At 62.6% G+C, this 15,777-nt stretch carries 15 protein-coding genes; 6 read left to right on the top strand and 9 right to left on the bottom strand.

Going from position 1 to position 15,777, the window contains the following annotated elements:
* From amrA to serB, 6 genes are read left to right on the top strand one after another with little or no spacing between them, the layout of a single operon-like run.
* Nucleotides 1-618, top strand: a complete 618-nt coding sequence (gene amrA / locus HPTL_RS04560) for an AmmeMemoRadiSam system protein A (protein ID WP_119334913.1) — start codon at nt 1-3, stop codon at nt 616-618.
* Nucleotides 615-1,685, top strand: a complete 1,071-nt coding sequence (gene amrS, locus HPTL_RS04555; protein ID WP_119334912.1) for an AmmeMemoRadiSam system radical SAM enzyme — start codon at nt 615-617, stop codon at nt 1,683-1,685. The genes amrA and amrS overlap by 4 nt, the downstream gene beginning before the upstream one ends.
* 40 nt (nt 1,686-1,725) lie before the next feature.
* The gene (locus HPTL_RS04550; RefSeq protein ID WP_119334911.1) at nt 1,726-2,400 is read left to right on the top strand and encodes a hypothetical protein; all 675 of its coding nucleotides are present in this window, start codon (nt 1,726-1,728) and stop codon (nt 2,398-2,400) included.
* Nucleotides 2,390-5,872, top strand: a complete 3,483-nt coding sequence (mfd, locus tag HPTL_RS04545) for a transcription-repair coupling factor (protein WP_119334910.1) — start codon at nt 2,390-2,392, stop codon at nt 5,870-5,872. The genes HPTL_RS04550 and mfd overlap by 11 nt, the downstream gene beginning before the upstream one ends.
* Nucleotides 5,873-5,922: 50 nt before the next feature.
* The gene (locus HPTL_RS04540) at nt 5,923-7,008 is read left to right on the top strand and encodes a 3-deoxy-7-phosphoheptulonate synthase (RefSeq protein ID WP_119334909.1); all 1,086 of its coding nucleotides are present in this window, start codon (nt 5,923-5,925) and stop codon (nt 7,006-7,008) included.
* The gene (gene serB / locus HPTL_RS04535; RefSeq protein ID WP_119334908.1) at nt 7,005-7,907 is read left to right on the top strand and encodes a phosphoserine phosphatase SerB; all 903 of its coding nucleotides are present in this window, start codon (nt 7,005-7,007) and stop codon (nt 7,905-7,907) included. Before HPTL_RS04540 ends, serB begins: the two co-directional genes overlap by 4 nt.
* On the opposite strand, the gene HPTL_RS04530 is transcribed toward serB, so the two are convergent.
* From HPTL_RS04530 to HPTL_RS04490, 9 genes are read right to left on the bottom strand one after another with little or no spacing between them, the layout of a single operon-like run.
* Nucleotides 7,904-9,508 carry an ATP-binding protein gene (locus HPTL_RS04530; protein ID WP_197713785.1) on the bottom strand — a complete coding sequence of 535 codons (1,605 nt, stop codon included), beginning with the start codon at nt 9,506-9,508 and terminating at the stop codon, nt 7,904-7,906. The genes serB and HPTL_RS04530 overlap by 4 nt on opposite strands.
* Nucleotides 9,501-10,319, bottom strand: coding sequence for a peroxide stress protein YaaA (yaaA, locus tag HPTL_RS04525; protein WP_119336078.1), 819 nt, complete (start codon nt 10,317-10,319; stop codon nt 9,501-9,503). Before yaaA ends, HPTL_RS04530 begins: the two co-directional genes overlap by 8 nt.
* 18 nt (nt 10,320-10,337) lie before the next feature.
* Nucleotides 10,338-11,189: a TrmH family RNA methyltransferase gene (locus HPTL_RS04520; protein ID WP_119334906.1), complete on the bottom strand. Its 852-nt coding sequence runs from the start codon at nt 11,187-11,189 to the stop codon at nt 10,338-10,340.
* Nucleotides 11,186-11,833 carry a ribonuclease HII gene (locus HPTL_RS04515; RefSeq protein ID WP_232000017.1) on the bottom strand — a complete coding sequence of 216 codons (648 nt, stop codon included), beginning with the start codon at nt 11,831-11,833 and terminating at the stop codon, nt 11,186-11,188. Before HPTL_RS04515 ends, HPTL_RS04520 begins: the two co-directional genes overlap by 4 nt.
* On the bottom strand, nt 11,830-13,005 hold the full coding sequence (lpxB, locus tag HPTL_RS04510) for a lipid-A-disaccharide synthase (protein WP_119334905.1): 1,176 nt from the start codon (nt 13,003-13,005) through the stop codon (nt 11,830-11,832). Before lpxB ends, HPTL_RS04515 begins: the two co-directional genes overlap by 4 nt.
* The gene (gene lpxA / locus HPTL_RS04505) at nt 13,002-13,784 is read right to left on the bottom strand and encodes an acyl-ACP--UDP-N-acetylglucosamine O-acyltransferase (protein ID WP_119334904.1); all 783 of its coding nucleotides are present in this window, start codon (nt 13,782-13,784) and stop codon (nt 13,002-13,004) included. Before lpxA ends, lpxB begins: the two co-directional genes overlap by 4 nt.
* 10 nt (nt 13,785-13,794) lie before the next feature.
* Nucleotides 13,795-14,232 (bottom strand): 3-hydroxyacyl-ACP dehydratase FabZ, encoded by a 438-nt coding sequence (fabZ, locus tag HPTL_RS04500; protein ID WP_119336076.1) that lies wholly within the window; start codon nt 14,230-14,232, stop codon nt 13,795-13,797.
* Entirely contained in the window at nt 14,232-15,251 is a 1,020-nt protein-coding gene (lpxD, locus tag HPTL_RS04495; RefSeq protein WP_119334903.1) for a UDP-3-O-(3-hydroxymyristoyl)glucosamine N-acyltransferase, read from the bottom strand. The genes fabZ and lpxD overlap by 1 nt, the downstream gene beginning before the upstream one ends.
* Before the next feature lie 9 nt (nt 15,252-15,260).
* Nucleotides 15,261-15,764 carry an OmpH family outer membrane protein gene (locus HPTL_RS04490; protein WP_197713784.1) on the bottom strand — a complete coding sequence of 168 codons (504 nt, stop codon included), beginning with the start codon at nt 15,762-15,764 and terminating at the stop codon, nt 15,261-15,263.
* Nucleotides 15,765-15,777 lie beyond the last annotated feature (13 nt).

Below are 15,777 nucleotides of genomic sequence, written 5' to 3'. Positions count from 1 at the left end.
ATGACCGCGAAGCCAATCGCCGACGCCCCCACCATCGACGACTCACTCGGGTATGCGCTGCTTGCGCATGCGCGTGCCGCGATCCATCACGCACTGACGGGCGAATCACTGAGCGTGCCGGAAGACCCACGACTCGACACTCCTGGCGCGACCTTCGTCACGCTCACTCAGAACCACCAACTCCGAGGGTGCATCGGTTCTCTGGAAGCCTACCGCCCCCTTCGCGAAGACGTGCGCGCCAACGCGCTCGCTGCCGCGTTCGAAGATCCCCGCTTTCCGCCCCTCTCGCGCCACGAATGGCCGTCGATCACGCTGGAAGTGTCCCTACTCTCTCCGCCAGAACCCCTCACATTCACCGACGAAACGGCGCTGATTGCGCAACTGCGCCCCCACCAGGACGGATTGATCCTCGCGGCTGGTCCCTACCGCGCCACCTTTCTCCCCCAAGTCTGGAAGCAACTCCCGGATCCAGAAGCCTTTCTGGCTGCGCTCAAACAGAAGGCTGGGCTCGACCCCTTTCGTCCCGTTCCGGGACTGAAGGCGTGGCGCTACTCCGTGACCGCGTGGCACGAACCCGCTCAGCCCAATGGGGCGTCACCAAAAGGAGCACCACAATGAGCTACCCGGCACAATTTTGGCGCCTGCTTGCCGACGGTCGTCTGGAATGCACCCTCTGCCCACGGCGGTGTAAACTGCGCCCGGGGCAACACGGCGCATGTCTGGTGCGCGCAAACGACGCCGGACGCATGGTGCTCACCACCTACGGCCGCTCTACCGGTTTTTGTCTCGACCCGATCGAGAAAAAACCCCTCAACCACTTCTACCCCGGTACCGCCGTGCTCTCTTTCGGCACCGCGGGCTGTAACCTGGCATGCAAATACTGTCAGAACTGGTCGATTTCCGCTGCGAAAGCGCTCGACGCGACGATTGGCGACGAAGGCACCCCAGAAACCATCGTCGCCGCAGCGAAAGCCACGGGCGCCGCGGGCATCGCCTTTACCTACAACGACCCGATCATTTTTGCAGAATATGCGATCGATTGCGCGCGTGCCGCACACGAAGTGGGGCTCTACACCGTTGCGGTGACGAACGGCTATATCGAGCCCGAAGCGTATGCTCCGTTCTTCAGTGTCATGGATGCCGCGAACGTCGATCTCAAGGCATTCACGGAACACTTTTACCAACGCTATTGCGGCGGCCACATCGAACCGGTCAAAGAGACCTTGAAATACCTGGTCCATCACACCACGGTCTGGGTCGAGGTCACCACACTCATCATACCCACGCTCAACGACAGCGACGACGAAATCCGCGCGCTCGCCCGTTGGATCCGCGACGCGCTGACACCCTACGTTCCGCTCCACCTCACCGCGTTCCACCCCGATTTCAAATTGCGCGACCTTCCGCCCACCCCGCCACAAACGCTCCTACGCGCTCAAGCGATTGCCAAAGCAGAAGGATTGTGGCACGTCTATACCGGGAACATCTGGGATCGCGAAGGCAGTACGACCTTCTGTCCCGGGTGCGGCGCTGCGTTGATCACGCGCGACGGCTACGCGATCTCCGCCTATCGCCTCACCCCCGAAGGAGACTGTCCCGACTGTCACCGACCCTTGGAAGGGCGTTTCCCCCGCGCACCGGGGCACTTCGGCAATCGGCGCATCCCCATCCGGCTGACGGCGTAAGCAAGCGACTCAGAAACCCCCGTTTTCTTTGGAAACCGCGATGAAACGACACCGCCACCTCGCCGTTGGGATCAAGATCGAGCGCGGACTCTGGCTCGATGCCGAGCTTGCCTATCACGATGAATGCCACGGCTTGGCGCTTCTTTTCGACCCAACCGTCGTTCCGCGGTTGATCGACCTGCCTCTCACTCCCTTGGTCGAACCCCTCAAAGCACAAGGATGGGCAACGCTCACGGTTGCGCTCATTCCTACGATCGAGGCCGAACACAGCGAAGAGCGCAGTTTTCAGATCGCTGAACTTACCGAACGGTGCCATAAGACCTTGGAATGGCTCGACCACCAACCCTTCCTGGCTCCGATTGCCGACCTTCTGGTCGCAGTCGGTTGGGGCACTGCTGCCGCAGCAGCGATGCGGCTCATCGATCACGCCCCGGCGCGCTTTCGCGCGCTCTCGGCCCCCTTTGGGCGACTCGATCTTGCGGGCGCGTCGGTCTTGCGTCAGTGGGATTTGCCGATTCAGCTCGTTACCGCAGCGAACAGCAACCTCAACCTACCCAATCAGAGTGCCTGGGCATTGATCCCTGCCCAACAAAAGGTATGGACGGAAATCGAGACAGATACGGATCCCGAAATGGTCTCACCGGCAGTCGCGGATCGCGTCGTCACCGTCGTCTCCGAATGGCTGGGCGGTATAATCCCCGCCCATGATTCCTGACTCCTTTCATCTCCCAAAAGCGGGGCAACGGGCGAAACTGCCGCTCCCCTACTCTGGACTCGCTGCTCCCTACCTTGCGGAATTGAAGCGCCGCACACGCGCACCGCTCGTTCTGCTGGCGGCAAATGCCGCCGAGACGCTCCGGATCCAAGCCGAACTCACCTTTTTTGCACCGATGCTCCGCGTTTGCCACTTTCCCGACTGGGAAACGCTACCCTACGATCCCTTTTCCCCACACCAAGACCTGATCTCCGAACGGCTGGCGACGCTCTTTGCCATCACGCAGCAGGGGGTCGACGTCGTCGTCACTTCGGTGGCCGCTGCGCTGCCGCGGCTCACGCCACCGGCGTTTGTCGCCGGCCGCATGTTCCGCATCCGCAAGGGGGAAACGCTCGACCTTGCGGCGTTCAAAGCCCAACTGACCCTGGCCGGATACGAACCGGCGGCCCAGGTGCTTCGCCCAGGAGAGTTCGCGATCCGAGGCGGGATCATCGACCTCTACCCGATGGGCGCAGCGCTTCCTTATCGGCTCGAACTCTTCGACGACGAGATCGAAACGATCAAAACGTTCGACCCCGACACCCAGCGCACGCTCTACCCGGTGGAGGCGATCGAACTCTTGCCGGCACGCGAATTCCCGACCGACGACGACGGCCGCACGACCTTCCGCCGCCGTTTTCGCGAAACCTTCGAGGGCGATCCCAGCAAAGTGGCCCTCTACAAACAGGTCAGTCAGGGGTTGCTGCCCGCTGGGATCGAATACTATCTGCCGCTCTTTTTCGACAAGACCGCCACGCTCTTCGACTATCTGCCCGACGCGTTGTGGGTTACCTTGGGCCCCGTTGCCGAAACCGTCACGGCCGATTGGCAAGAAGCGCTCGACCGCTACCGGCTGCTCAACACCGACCCGGATCGCCCGCTGCTGCCACCAGACGCCTGGATGGCGCCGCCCGAGGCATTTCACGGACGGCTCTCTGCCTGTGCGCGGATCGACCTCGCGCTTCCCGAACACGCTGAGGACGAACTCCCCCCCATCGCCCTCGATGCGCGCGCCGAACAACCGGCTGCTGCATTGGCCGCATGGCTCGACACCCACCGCGACTGGACCGTGCTCCTTGCCGTTTCCAGCGAAGGACGTCGCGAAACGGTGCGCGAAAAATTGCGCGCGGTGGGCTGGGAACCGAGCGACGTGCGCGAGTGGGAAACCTTCCTGGCAGAAAGACCGCCACTTGCGCTCACGGTCGCGCCCGTGGAAAACGGCTTTCTCGACGCGGAACGGCGCCTCGCCTTTTTCGGTGAAGCGGAGCTCTTCGCGCATCTGGTGCGGCGCAAAGGGGGAACGAAACGCAAACACGCCGCACACGATCCCGAGGCGTGGATTCGCGACCTCACCGAACTCACCCCCGGTGCCCCTGTCGTGCACCTCGAACACGGAATCGGACGCTACCGAGGCCTCGTGCGCCTTGCCGGCCCTGAGGGTGAAGCGGAATTCCTCCACCTCGAATATGCGGGGGGCGCCGCGCTCTACGTCCCGGTGACCCAACTGGCGCTCATTGGCCGCTACCTGGGAACCGACCCCGAAACGGTGCCGCTTCACGAACTCGGTTCCGGTCAGTGGGAAAAAGAGAAACGCAAAGCGGCGGAAAAAGCGCACGATACCGCGGCAGAGCTCCTGGCGCTCTATGCTGAGCGGGCCGCGCGCGGTGGCGAACGGTTCGCATTCGACGCCGCCAGCTATGAAGCGTTCGCCGCCGGTTTTCCGTTCGAAACCACGCCCGACCAACAAGCCGCGATCGACGCGGTGATCGCCGACCTCACCTCTGGCAAAGTGATGGATCGGTTGGTGTGCGGCGACGTCGGTTTCGGGAAAACCGAAGTGGCGCTTCGCGCCGCGTTCCTTGCCGCGATGAACGGGCGCCAGGTGGCGATCCTCACGCCAACTACCCTGTTGGCCGAACAGCACACCCAAACCTTTCGCAACCGCTTTGCCGGTTGGCCGCTCCAAATTGCCGAGCTCTCGCGCTTTACCAGCAGCAAAAACCAGAAAGCGACGTTGGCGGCGCTTGCCGATGGTACCGTCGACATCGTCATCGGCACTCATCGCCTCATTCAGCCCGACGTGCGCTTTGCGCGGCTCGGCTTGGTGATCATCGACGAAGAGCATCGCTTCGGCGTGCGCCAGAAAGAGGCGCTGCGTACCTTCTGCGCGCACGTCCATACCCTTTCCCTTTCGGCCACACCGATTCCCCGCACGCTCGGGATGGCGCTCGAAGGGGTGCGCGACTTTTCGGTAATTGCCACCCCCCCGGCGAAACGGCTTGCGGTCAAAACGTTCGTCGTCAAAAAGAGCGACGCGCTCATTCGCGAAGCCGTTGCGCGTGAATTGCGGCGTGGCGGTCAAGTCTTCTATGTGCACAACGAGGTGCGCACCATCGGCAATGCGCTCGAAGCGTTGCAAAAATTGCTGCCCAACGTCCGGATCGGCGTCGTGCACGGCCAAATGAGCGAAATCGAGCTCGAACGGGTGATGCGCGACTTCATCCACCAGCGGTTGCAGGTGCTTCTTTGCACCACCATCATCGAAACCGGTATCGACATCCCCAACGCGAACACCATCCTGATCGAACGCGCCGACCGCTTTGGACTGGCGCAACTGCACCAATTGCGGGGGCGGGTCGGTCGCAGCCACCACCAAGCGTTCGCCTATCTGATGCTCGACCCACACATCAAGCCGACCGCTGCCGGTGCGCGGCGGTTGGAGGCGATCGCGCAAGCGGAATCGCTCGGCGGCGGTTTCACCCTGGCGATGCACGATCTGGAGATTCGCGGCGCAGGGGAAATCTTGGGCGAAGCGCAATCGGGCGCGATCGAATCGGTCGGATTCGCGCTCTTTACCCAGATGCTGCAAAACGCGGTTCGTCGCCTCAAAGCGCAGAACGCGACGTCAGAAGCGCCCGGTAAAGCGGCACAGAGCGATGCGTCTGCCTCAGAGTCGCTCCTTGCTGCGTTTGCGGTAACCACTGAAATCACCTTGGGCGAACCGGCGTTGCTTCCCGAAACCTATTGTCCCGATATCGCGGTGCGCCTCGACCTCTACAAACGGCTCGCCGACGCTGCCGACGACGAGGCGGTCGATGCGCTCAAAAGCGAACTGATCGACCGCTTCGGGCCGCTGCCACCGCAAGCCGTTGCGCTCATCGCGACCCATCGGCTGCGCATTCGGTTGCTCCCGTATCGGGTAGCCCGCGTCGACGCCAACGCGCAACGGATCCTGGTGCGATTCGCCACCGATGCCCCCGTAGACCCGACCAAAGTGGTCGCGCTCATCCAAAGCGACCGAACGGTGCAGATCAAAGGCAGCGACACCTTGGTCCGAACCGGCACGTTTCCCACGCATGCCGAGCGCGCCGCGGCCGTTGAGCGCCTGGTGCAATCGGTAATGGCCCAAACCAATCACGCCACAATTGCGTAAAATTGCCCTTTTGCCGTGCCACGCCAAAAATCATCCACCAGGGAGCGACCATGATCCAATTCCTATTGGAAAACACCAACATCGAGGCGTTCGAGCCGATGCCGACGCCTGCGGAGATCAAAACCGCATTGCCGCTCACGGAACGCGCCGCAACCACCGTTGCCACCGCGCGACAAACGCTTACCGCGATCCTCGACGGAACCGACCGTCGCCTCTTCGCGGTCGTTGGCCCCTGTTCGATTCACGACCCCGAAGCCGGTCTCGATTACGCACGCAAACTCAAAGCGCTGGCCGACGAAGTCGCTGAGACGATCGTTCTGGTGATGCGCGTCTATTTCGAAAAACCCCGCACCAGCGTCGGCTGGAAAGGGTTCATCAACGATCCTTTCCTAGACGATTCGTTTCGCATCGACGTCGGGATGAAGCGCGCGCGCGCGTTCCTCTTGGCGGTGAACGAACTGGGGCTTCCTGCGGCCACCGAAGCGCTCGACCCGATCGGACCGCAGTACTATGGTGACCTGGTCAGTTGGACGGCGATCGGCGCCCGTACGGTCGAATCGCAAACCCACCGCGAAATGGCTTCTGGCCTCTCCACCCCCGTGGGCTTCAAAAACAGCACCGACGGTAGCCTCGAGGTTGCGATCAACGCGATCCTCTCCGCCTCGCACCGCCACGCCTTTTTGGGCATCGACGAAAGCGGCCGCACCGCGATCGTCCGCACCAAAGGCAACCGCTACGGCCACCTCGTTTTGCGCGGTGGCGGCGGACGCCCCAACTACGATTCGGTCTCGGTCTCCCTTGCCGAACAAGCGCTCACCAAAGCGAGGCTTCCGGCGAACATCGTGATCGACTGTTCGCACGCCAACTCGTGGAAAAAACCCGAGTATCAACCGCTTGTGCTCAAAGATATCGTCCATCAGATCCGGGAAGGGAACGGTTCGATCGTCGGTTTCATGGTGGAAAGCTTCTTGGAGGCCGGCAACCAACCGCTGCGCCCGCGCGAAGCGCTGAAATACGGCTGCTCGATCACCGACCCGTGCGTCGATTGGGCGACCACCGAGACGATGATCCGCTCGGCACACGAGGTCTTGCAGCACGTCCTGCCGGAACGGAAACGGAACGGATCGGTATCGTGACGCAACAGCTGCGACTCCTCGAAACCCCCGCGGCAACCGCGTGGCTCACCGCCCGAGGTTTCCCCTACCGCCGGTTGCCCGTTACGCCCGATCTCGGGAACCAAACGCTGGATCGCACTCCGACCGCGCACACGGCTGCCCCGCTGCCGCAACCCGCTGCCGTACTGGAAGTCACGGCGCCGCTTCCACGAACCCATGCGCTCGACCATGAACTCGCGGCAGCGCGCTGCGATTGGGGCTGGTGGTCTCCCTCGTGGAACTTTGCTGCGCTGCGCCTTTTCGTCACCGATATGGATTCGACACTCATCACCGTCGAGTGCATCGACGAAATCGCCGAAGCGGTGGGCAAAAAAGCCGAAGTGGCGCGAATCACCGAAGCGGCAATGGAGGGGAAGCTCGACTTTCGCGAAGCGCTCACGGCTCGGGTTGCTCTTTTACGAGGCTTACCCGAAGCAGCGCTCACGCCCATTTTTCACCAGTCTGTTCGCTACACACCTGGGGCACGGGAACTCATCGCGGCGCTCAAAGCCCAGGGCGTCTATTGCCTTCTGGTCTCCGGTGGCTTCACCCACTTCACTGCGCCGATCGCAGCGGAGCTCGGTTTCGACGCCCATGTAGCGAACCAACTGGAGGTGGATCCTGAAGGACGCCTCACCGGACGGTTGCGCGGCCCAATCATCGACGCTGCCGCGAAACGATCGGCACTCCAAGCCGCACAGGCGAAGCTCGGCTGCACCTCGGACGCTATCCTTGCCGCAGGGGACGGCGCGAACGACCTTTTGATGCTCCAGGAAGCGGGACTTCGCCTTGGTTACCGTCCGAAAGCGGTGCTGCTGCCCGAACTCAACCTGATCTCGATGACCGCCGGCCTAGCGCTCCCGCTGTGGCTTTGCCGCTAACGTGCCTCCCACCCCACGATCTGCCGCGTGGTTTTGCTGAACTCCACCGCAAGTTCGATCACCCGCGTCACGCCCGGCGCGTTGCGATACGCAGCGGCGTAGTCGCGCGCATGTAGCTGCGCAAGCGCCGCGCCGGTGGCCTCATCGCCCTCGATGACCTTGAACTCGATCACCCAGACAGTCGCACCCGCTTGAACCACCAGGTCGATCCGCGTTTTCGCTTTCACCGCTTCCGCGGTAAGCGCCACTCCGGTGCTTGCCAGAAAGCTGTAGAAAACGCTTGCGTAATACCCTTCGTAGTTCCCTGCTTTGTCGTACCAGTAGCTGGGAATACTGGCAAAGAGGTGGTTCATGTGTGCCTGGAGCGTGTCACTATCCCCTTCGAAGAGCGCCCGCGCCACGTCGCGCGCAAGCGCATAGGGCGGTTCAGGCAGCAGCGCATTGACCAGCGCTTCGTTGAGCGCTTTGCGTACTTCGTGGTTGGGTAGCCCCAGCCAGTAAGTCGTCTCGCCGGCTGGGTCTTGCTCTTTGCTGCGTATCGTCAGGTACCCAGTCTGCCACAAGAGCGTCTCGCTTGGCATCGTCCCGACGTCGAAGCTGCCCAGCAGTTGGTGGGTGGCGTAGGTGCGCTCCAGTTGCGGTGTGAAAAAGCCACGCGCTTTGAGGAGCTCGATCAAAAAGGTCGGCGTTGCGGTTTCGAACCACCACGGGCGATATTCGCGCTTGGCCAAGCAAAGGAGCACGTCGAACGGGTTATAGACCCGCTCCACACCACCCCACCAGTAGCCGTTGTACCAGAAGCGCACCCGTTCGCGATCGAGCGGCTTCCCGTCTGCCGCCGCCGCAGCAAACTCCGGCGCAAAGACGGTGTCGAGGTCGGTATCGGTGTACCCACAGATCGCCGCAAAGTCGTCATCGACCGTGATGTCGTTGAGGTTGTTGAGCCCGGAAAAGAGCGACACCTGGCTGAATTTGGAGACTCCGGTGAGGAAGACGAAGCGCAGACAGTCGCTGCGCGCTTTGAGGACACTATAGAGGTTGCGCAGTGCGTTGCGCATCACGGAGGCGACTTCGGGGTTGGTGAGATGGTCGAGGATCGGTTTGTCGTATTCGTCCACCAGCACCACCACCGGTTGGTTGTAGTGCTCCGCGGTGCGGCAGAGGAGCTGATCGAATTGGCTGCGGAAATGGTGTAGGGTCGGCTCGAACGGTACCTGCAACCGCCGTGCGTTTTCGCTCAGTTGCAGTGTGATCGCTTCGATTAGCTCCGCTTCGTCGTTCAAAGGCCCCTCGACGAACGAGAGCCGAACCACTGGGTAGCGTTGGTTCCAGTCCCAATGGTCCGCCAGGTAGAGCGCTTCGCGCGGCGCGCTGCCGTCACGCCCATCATGCGCCGCAAAGAGTTCGCGCTGCCCGGAAAAGGCGCACGCGATCGTGTCAAGCAGCAACGACTTGCCAAAGCGCCGCGGACGGGAGAGAAAATAGTACTTGCCGCCGCTTTCGACCATGCGTGCCAAAAAAGGGGTCTTATCGACGTAGTAGTACCCTTCACGGCGGATCTGAGGGAAACTCTGGATACCGATCGGCAGTTTTTTACGCATCGCCGACGCTCCTTGCTTTTTCCTCACGGCGAAACACCGGCGCATCCGGACGAGAGATTTCTGGAACGTAATGGTATCCCGCTTTGGCGAAACGCAGGATCGCTTCCGGTTCGAGACGGCCCTGCGCGAGCGCACACTCGGCCAAGTGACGTACCATCAAACCGCGCGCCCGTTTCGCATAGAAGCTGATCACCCGGTACTGCCCGCCCTTTTCGTCTTCGAATTGCGGCGTGATTACTGGAAAGCCTAGCGTCTTGGGGTCGACCGCTTTGAAATACTCTTGCGACGCCAAATTGACGAGCACCGCTGGTTCTCCGGTAGCGGCCATTGCGGCGAGCGTGCGCTTCAGGTTTTCCGTCACCGTCGTACGCCAAAACGCGTAGAGATCCTTCCCTTCCGGATTCTCCAGACGGCTGCCCATTTCCAGACGGTAGGGCTGCATCGCGTCGAGCGGTCGCAACACCCCATAGAGCCCCGAGAGGATTCGCAGGTGGTCTTCGAGCCACTCGATCGCATCCGGTGGCAAGGTCCGCGCCGCCAATCCCTCATAGACGTCACCGTTGAAGGCAAAGAGCGCCGGCGCGCTGTTTTCGGGCGTATGCTCGGGTTGCCACGCCCGGTATCGTGCGACGTTGAGCGCGGTAAGTGCATCCGAAAGATCCATCAACCGCGCCACCTCCTGCGGGGTGAGCGCCCGTAACCGTTCGATCAAAATCGCGGCGCGATCGACGAACGCAGGGGCTTGCCGCGCAGGCATTGGCGCCTGGGTTTCGAAATCGAGCGCTTTCGCAGGGGAAATGACGATCAACATCGGGGTTTCTCCTCCAATTCAGCGATCACGAGAACGAGGCGAATGGGACCGATCCACAGAATCGCGGCGTGCGGTGCGTTGCCGACGTGCTTCGAAGAGGAAAACGGCAGCAGCGGTAGCCACATTGAGTGACTCGATGCCTGGCGCCAGCGGCAAAATCACCGGGGTTGCCCTTCGTTCGTGCCAGATCGAGCGCACCCCTGCCCCTTCGTTGCCGAACACCCACGCGGCGGGGGCAGTGAGATCGAGTGTATAGAGCGAGCGGCTCTCAGGCGACAACACAGTGGCAAAAAGCATGCGGTGGCGCGCGTACGGCTGCCAGACCGCGTCGGGCACCTCTCCTTCGAAGATGGGCAGGACCATGTGCGCCCCCATCGCTGCGCGCAACACCTTCGGCGACCACGCGTGCGCCGAACCGGGTGCGAGCCACGCCGCAGCGCACCCAGCGGCCGCCGCAACGCGCAGCAATGCGCCGACATTGCCCGGTTCTTGCACGCCGTCGATAATAACGAGATCCCCGTCACCCCAATGCACCACGTCCCACTGCGGTTTCGCCACCTCGGCAATGAGCCCCTGCGGTGTGGTCGTGTCGCTCACTGCGGTAAGCACCGCGGCAGTGACGCGCACCAGTGCGACATGCTGCGCGCGAAGCCGATCGAGCAGGCTTGCGTGACGGGTGGCACCCGTCTCGTCATACCACACTTCGCGGATGCACCACCCTGCGGCGAGCGCAGCCTCGATGAGGTGCGGGCCTTCCAAGAGGACCCAATCGGCAATGCGGCGAACGCTCCCTTTTTCGAGCCAGGCCCGCCACCGCTTGACACGCGGGTTATGCCGCGACGTGATCAGAACCGCCGCGTCGTCTCTCACGGCGCTTCGCCCTGCAGGAACGCGGCTACCGGTTGGAACGACCGGCGATGCTCCGGCGTCACCCCCAAGCGGCGCAACGCCTCGCGGTGCTGCGCCGTTCCATACCCTTTGTGCTGCGCAAAACCATAGCCAGGGTAGTCGGCGTCGAGCGCCACCATCAGTCGGTCGCGCGCCACTTTTGCGACGATCGACGCGGCAGCGATCGCTGCCACCGTCGCATCACCGCGCACCACCGCCTCGGCACGATACGACCACTGCGGCAAGCGGTTGCCATCGACAGCGATCGGATAATGCGCAACCTGTGCCTTGTGTTCGGGGGAGGCGTCGAGGGCGTGCCAAAGCGCGGAAACGGCACGCGTCATCGCCAACGCCGTCGCCGGCCAAATGCCCAACGTATCGATCTCGGCGACGGTTGCCCAGCCCCGCGTGACCGCTAGCGCCTCCGCCTCGATCGCTGCCGCCAATGCTTCCCGACGGGGAGCGCTCAGACGCTTCGAATCGACCAACCCAGTAAGCGCGCAGCCCCGTTCCCCCAAAACTACCGCGGCGGCACAGACCGGTCCGGCCCAAGGGCCACGCCCCACCTCGTCGACACCGATCTGCCACGGATTGCAGAAACATCCCATCCCCTTGGCCTCCATCATCGGCCACCCCGTGAGGCGCCGTGCCCTCCTTCTGCGACCCACTCGGAGAGCAGCGCCGCGGTACGCTCGGCCATCTGGCGACGCAGCTGCACATGCAGCGCCATGAACCGCGCACGCAGCTCGGTTTGGCGCTCGGGTTCGTCGAACCAGGCAAGCACGGCGTTCGCTAGCCGCTCTGGAGTGGCTGCGTCTTGGATCAATTCCGGCACCACGGTTTCGTTGCACAAGATATTGGGTAGGCCGATCCACGGCAAATAGGCCATGCGCTTCATCCAGCGATACTGCCATGGGGAAACACGGTACGCAATCACCATCGGTCGCTTGAAGAGCGCTGCTTCCAACGTCGCGGTGCCGCTCGCGACCAATACGACATCGGCCGCGGCAAGCGCCGCATGTGCTTGCCGCGGAACGATCTTGAGCGGTGCCCGCCCCGACCAGCGCGCTGCCAGCGCTTCCGCGTACCGATCACCGAGCGGGTTCGCGGTGGGCACCACCACCTGAAGCCCGGGAAGCGCGTGCGCCACCCGTTCCGCCGCCGCGAAGAAGATCGCCCCCAGACGTGTCCACTCCCCTTCGCGGCTGCCAGGCAGTAACGCCAAGAGCGGTGCTGAATCGGCCACCCCGAGCTGTTGCCGCGCGGCACTCCGATCGGGCTCCAGAGGAATGAGATCGGCCAATGGATGACCCACATATTCGGCGCGCAGCGCCGTGCCGGCATAACACTTGGGTTCGAAGGGAAAGAGACAAAAGAGCAGTTCGACTGCCCGGACGATCTTGGAAATGCGTCCGCGCCGCCACGCCCAAACGGAAGGGCTCACGAGCTGTGCCGTGCGCACCCCTTGGGCGCGCAACCGCTCAGCCAGTCCCAAATTGAAATCGGGCGCGTCGACGCCCAGGAAATGGGTCGCTTGCGCTGCGAAGGTGTGCGCAAGCTGCTGGCGGAACGCCAACAATTGAGGGAGCCGTCGGATCGCATCGACGAAACCATGAACCGCGAGCGGCTCATACGACCAGCGAACGGCACAGCCGGCAGCCGCGAGTTGCTCACCACCTACGCCAAACAGGGAAATCTTGGGGAATTGGGCGCGCAACGCACGGACCACGGGTGCCGCGATCGCATCACCCGACGCTTCGCCCGCAACCAACGCCACGCGAGGCGACGGAACCCTCATCCGCGCACGATACCCCGTCCCGGTGTGCGCAGAAATGCGACGAGCGGTTCGAGTTCCGGGAACTCGGCGCTCGCTGCCGCTATCTGCGCGATCGCTTCGTTCAGAGACAACCCCTGACGGTAGAGCGTCTTGTACGCACGCTTGATCGCCCGAACCGCCTCGGGCGAAAAACCGCGCCGCCTCAGACCTTCGCTGTTGATGCCGTGCGGTACCGCTGGATTCCCGGCTACCGTGACGTACGGAGGCAGGTCTTGCGTCAGTACCGTCCCCACGCCGCAGAAGCTGTGGGCACCGACGCGCACGAACTGATGCACCCCCGTGAACCCCCCGAGGATCGCCCAATCCCCCACCTGAACGTGACCACCGAGCGTCGCGTTGTTGGCAAAGATCGTGTGCGAGCCAACGACGCAATCGTGCGCAATATGAACGTACGCCATGATCCAGTTGTCATCGCCGATCGTCGTCACGCCGCGGTCTTGCACCGTCCCGCTATTGACGGTGCAGTATTCCCGGAAGGTATTGTCGTTGCCGATCTCCACGCGGGTAGGCTCACCGCGGTACTTCTTGTCCTGCGGTTCGAGCCCGATCGCGCAGAACGGAAAGAAACGGTTGCGCGCGCCGACCGTCGTATGGCCGTCGATTACACAGTGCGCGCCGACGTGACACTCCTCCCCCAACACGACATGGGGGCCGATCACTGCATAGGGACCGACGGTAACGCCACGCCCCAGTTCGGCTTTCGGGTCGACGATCGCGGTGGGATGAATCGAAACGCCCACGGAACGCGCCTCATTTCCCTTCTTTGAGGGCACAGAGGATCTCCGCTTCTGCGGCCAATGCCTCGCCGACCCGTGCGCGGGCGGCGTAGCGCCAGATGTGGCGCATCGTTCGCAGGATTTCCACTTCGAGCAACAGTTGGTCGCCTGGCACCACCGGCCGCTTGAAGCGCGCGTTGTCGATACCGGCATAATAGACGACGGAGTCGGGCGTCGGTTTGCGCTCCATCGTCACAAAAGAGAGCACGGCTGCAGCTTGCGCGAGCGCCTCGAGGATCAAGACACCGGGTAGAATCGGCTGGTTGGGGAAATGGCCCGGAAAAAAGGGTTCGTTCACGGTCACGTTTTTGAGCGCGACGATCCGTTTCCCTTTGTCCAACTCGAGCACCCGATCGACCAACAAAAAGGGGTATCGATGGGGAAGATAGGTCAGAATCTCCTGAATATCGATCATCGCTTGTCCTTGTTCCGCTGCCACCATTTGCCGATTTCCGCCAACCGTTTCCACCACGCGGCGTTCTTCTGCCATTCCCGGTACGGCAACGCCGGGAGATGCCCCGCGTAAAAGCCACCGTCGGGAAGCGAACTCGTCACCAGCGTCGCCGCACCGATCGTCACATCGTCACCGATCGAGAGATGCCCCGCCAATCCGGCTTGGCCACCGATCCGACACCGCGCGCCAACCACGGTACTTCCCGCCAACCCAGCACACCCGGCGATCGCGGTGGCGCGCCCGATTCGACAGTTGTGCGCGATCTGCACCAGGTTGTCGATCTTCACACCGCTTTCGATCACGGTATCTTCCAGCGCGCCACGGTCGATCGTCGTATTCGCGCCGATTTCGACGTCATCACCGATCACCACCCGGCCCACTTGCGGGATCTTCTCCCACCGCGCGTGGGTTCGGTCCCAGGCAAAACCGAAACCATCCGCACCGATCACCGCGCCGGGGTGCACTCGGCACCGTGCGCCCAGTCGACACCGTGCACCGACGACGACGTTTGCACCCAACCAGCTTCCGGCACCGATCGTCGCTTCTGCTCCCACTTTGACGCCCGCTTCCAGCACGACATCGTCTTCGACCACCGCGCCCGCGGCCACATAAACCTGCGGGCCGATATGGGCGCTTGCGGCCACTTTCCCTTCCACCACGGCGGTCGGGTGGATTCGAGGCGGAAATTCCGGTGACGGATAGAGCCACTGCGCGACGCGGGCATACGCCAGATATGGGTCGCTACAGTAGAGCACCGCTTGCACGTTCGGCGAAACATGCGCTTCGACCCCTTCGGGCAGGATCAGAATCGCCGCGTGCGTGGTCGCCGCTTGCGCCAGGTAACGGGGGTTGGCGATGAATGCCAACGACCGCGCATCGGCGCGGTCAGGGGGTGCGATTCGCTCCACCGCTACGGCACCGTCCCCGTTGAGAACGGCACCGAGCCGTGTCGCCAAATCCGCTGCGGTCAATGCCATCCGTCTCGCTCAGCGGACGTTTTCCAGCGCTTTGATCACGTCATCCGTGATATCGATCCGCGGGTTGGCATAAACCGCGTCTTGGAAAACGATATCGAGATCTTTCTTTTCCGCAACGCGCTTGATCGCTTGGTTCGCGAGATCAAGCACCTGCACCAACTCTTCGTTGCGGCGCTGGTTGAGATCCTCGCGGAATTCGCGCTGTTTGCGCTGGAATTCCCGACTGAGCTCGGCAAACGCCCGTTCTTTGCGTTGCCGTTCGTTCTCACTCATCGACGCGCCTTTGGTGTCGAGCTCCTGTTGTAGCTGCTGCAACTCTTGCGCCATCCGCTTCAGCTCGCGGTCGCGCGGTTCGAACTCTTTTTCGAGCCGCTTCTGTGCTGCTACCGCAGGCGCCGCCTCTTTGATCAGGCGTTCCGAATTGACGAAGCCGATTTTGGCTTGCGCCATCACCGAAAGGCTCGCGAGCGAAAATGCCACCGCCATTACGGCTTGCTGCCAACGACGTTTCATGATGCTCCTTTTT

The sequence above is a fragment of the Hydrogenophilus thermoluteolus genome (assembly GCF_003574215.1).
Lineage (GTDB): Bacteria > Pseudomonadota > Gammaproteobacteria > Burkholderiales > Rhodocyclaceae > Hydrogenophilus > Hydrogenophilus thermoluteolus.
The sequence above is the reverse complement of the archived record's forward strand: the minus strand, read 5'-3'. Positions and strand labels throughout refer to the sequence as shown.

Coding starts and splice junctions, on each gene's coding strand:
- amrA (WP_119334913.1), top strand. CDS start 1: ATGACCGCGAAGCCAATCGCCGACGCCCCCACCATCGACGACTCACTC.
- amrS (WP_119334912.1), top strand. CDS start 615: ATGAGCTACCCGGCACAATTTTGGCGCCTGCTTGCCGACGGTCGTCTG.
- HPTL_RS04550 (WP_119334911.1), top strand. CDS start 1,726: ATGAAACGACACCGCCACCTCGCCGTTGGGATCAAGATCGAGCGCGGA.
- mfd (WP_119334910.1), top strand. CDS start 2,390: ATGATTCCTGACTCCTTTCATCTCCCAAAAGCGGGGCAACGGGCGAAA.
- HPTL_RS04540 (WP_119334909.1), top strand. CDS start 5,923: ATGATCCAATTCCTATTGGAAAACACCAACATCGAGGCGTTCGAGCCG.
- HPTL_RS04530 (WP_197713785.1), bottom strand. CDS start 9,508: ATGCGTAAAAAACTGCCGATCGGTATCCAGAGTTTCCCTCAGATCCGC.
- yaaA (WP_119336078.1), bottom strand. CDS start 10,319: ATGTTGATCGTCATTTCCCCTGCGAAAGCGCTCGATTTCGAAACCCAG.
- HPTL_RS04515 (WP_232000017.1), bottom strand. CDS start 11,833: ATGATGGAGGCCAAGGGGATGGGATGTTTCTGCAATCCGTGGCAGATC.
- lpxB (WP_119334905.1), bottom strand. CDS start 13,005: ATGAGGGTTCCGTCGCCTCGCGTGGCGTTGGTTGCGGGCGAAGCGTCG.
- lpxD (WP_119334903.1), bottom strand. CDS start 15,251: ATGGCATTGACCGCAGCGGATTTGGCGACACGGCTCGGTGCCGTTCTC.
- HPTL_RS04490 (WP_197713784.1), bottom strand. CDS start 15,764: ATGAAACGTCGTTGGCAGCAAGCCGTAATGGCGGTGGCATTTTCGCTC.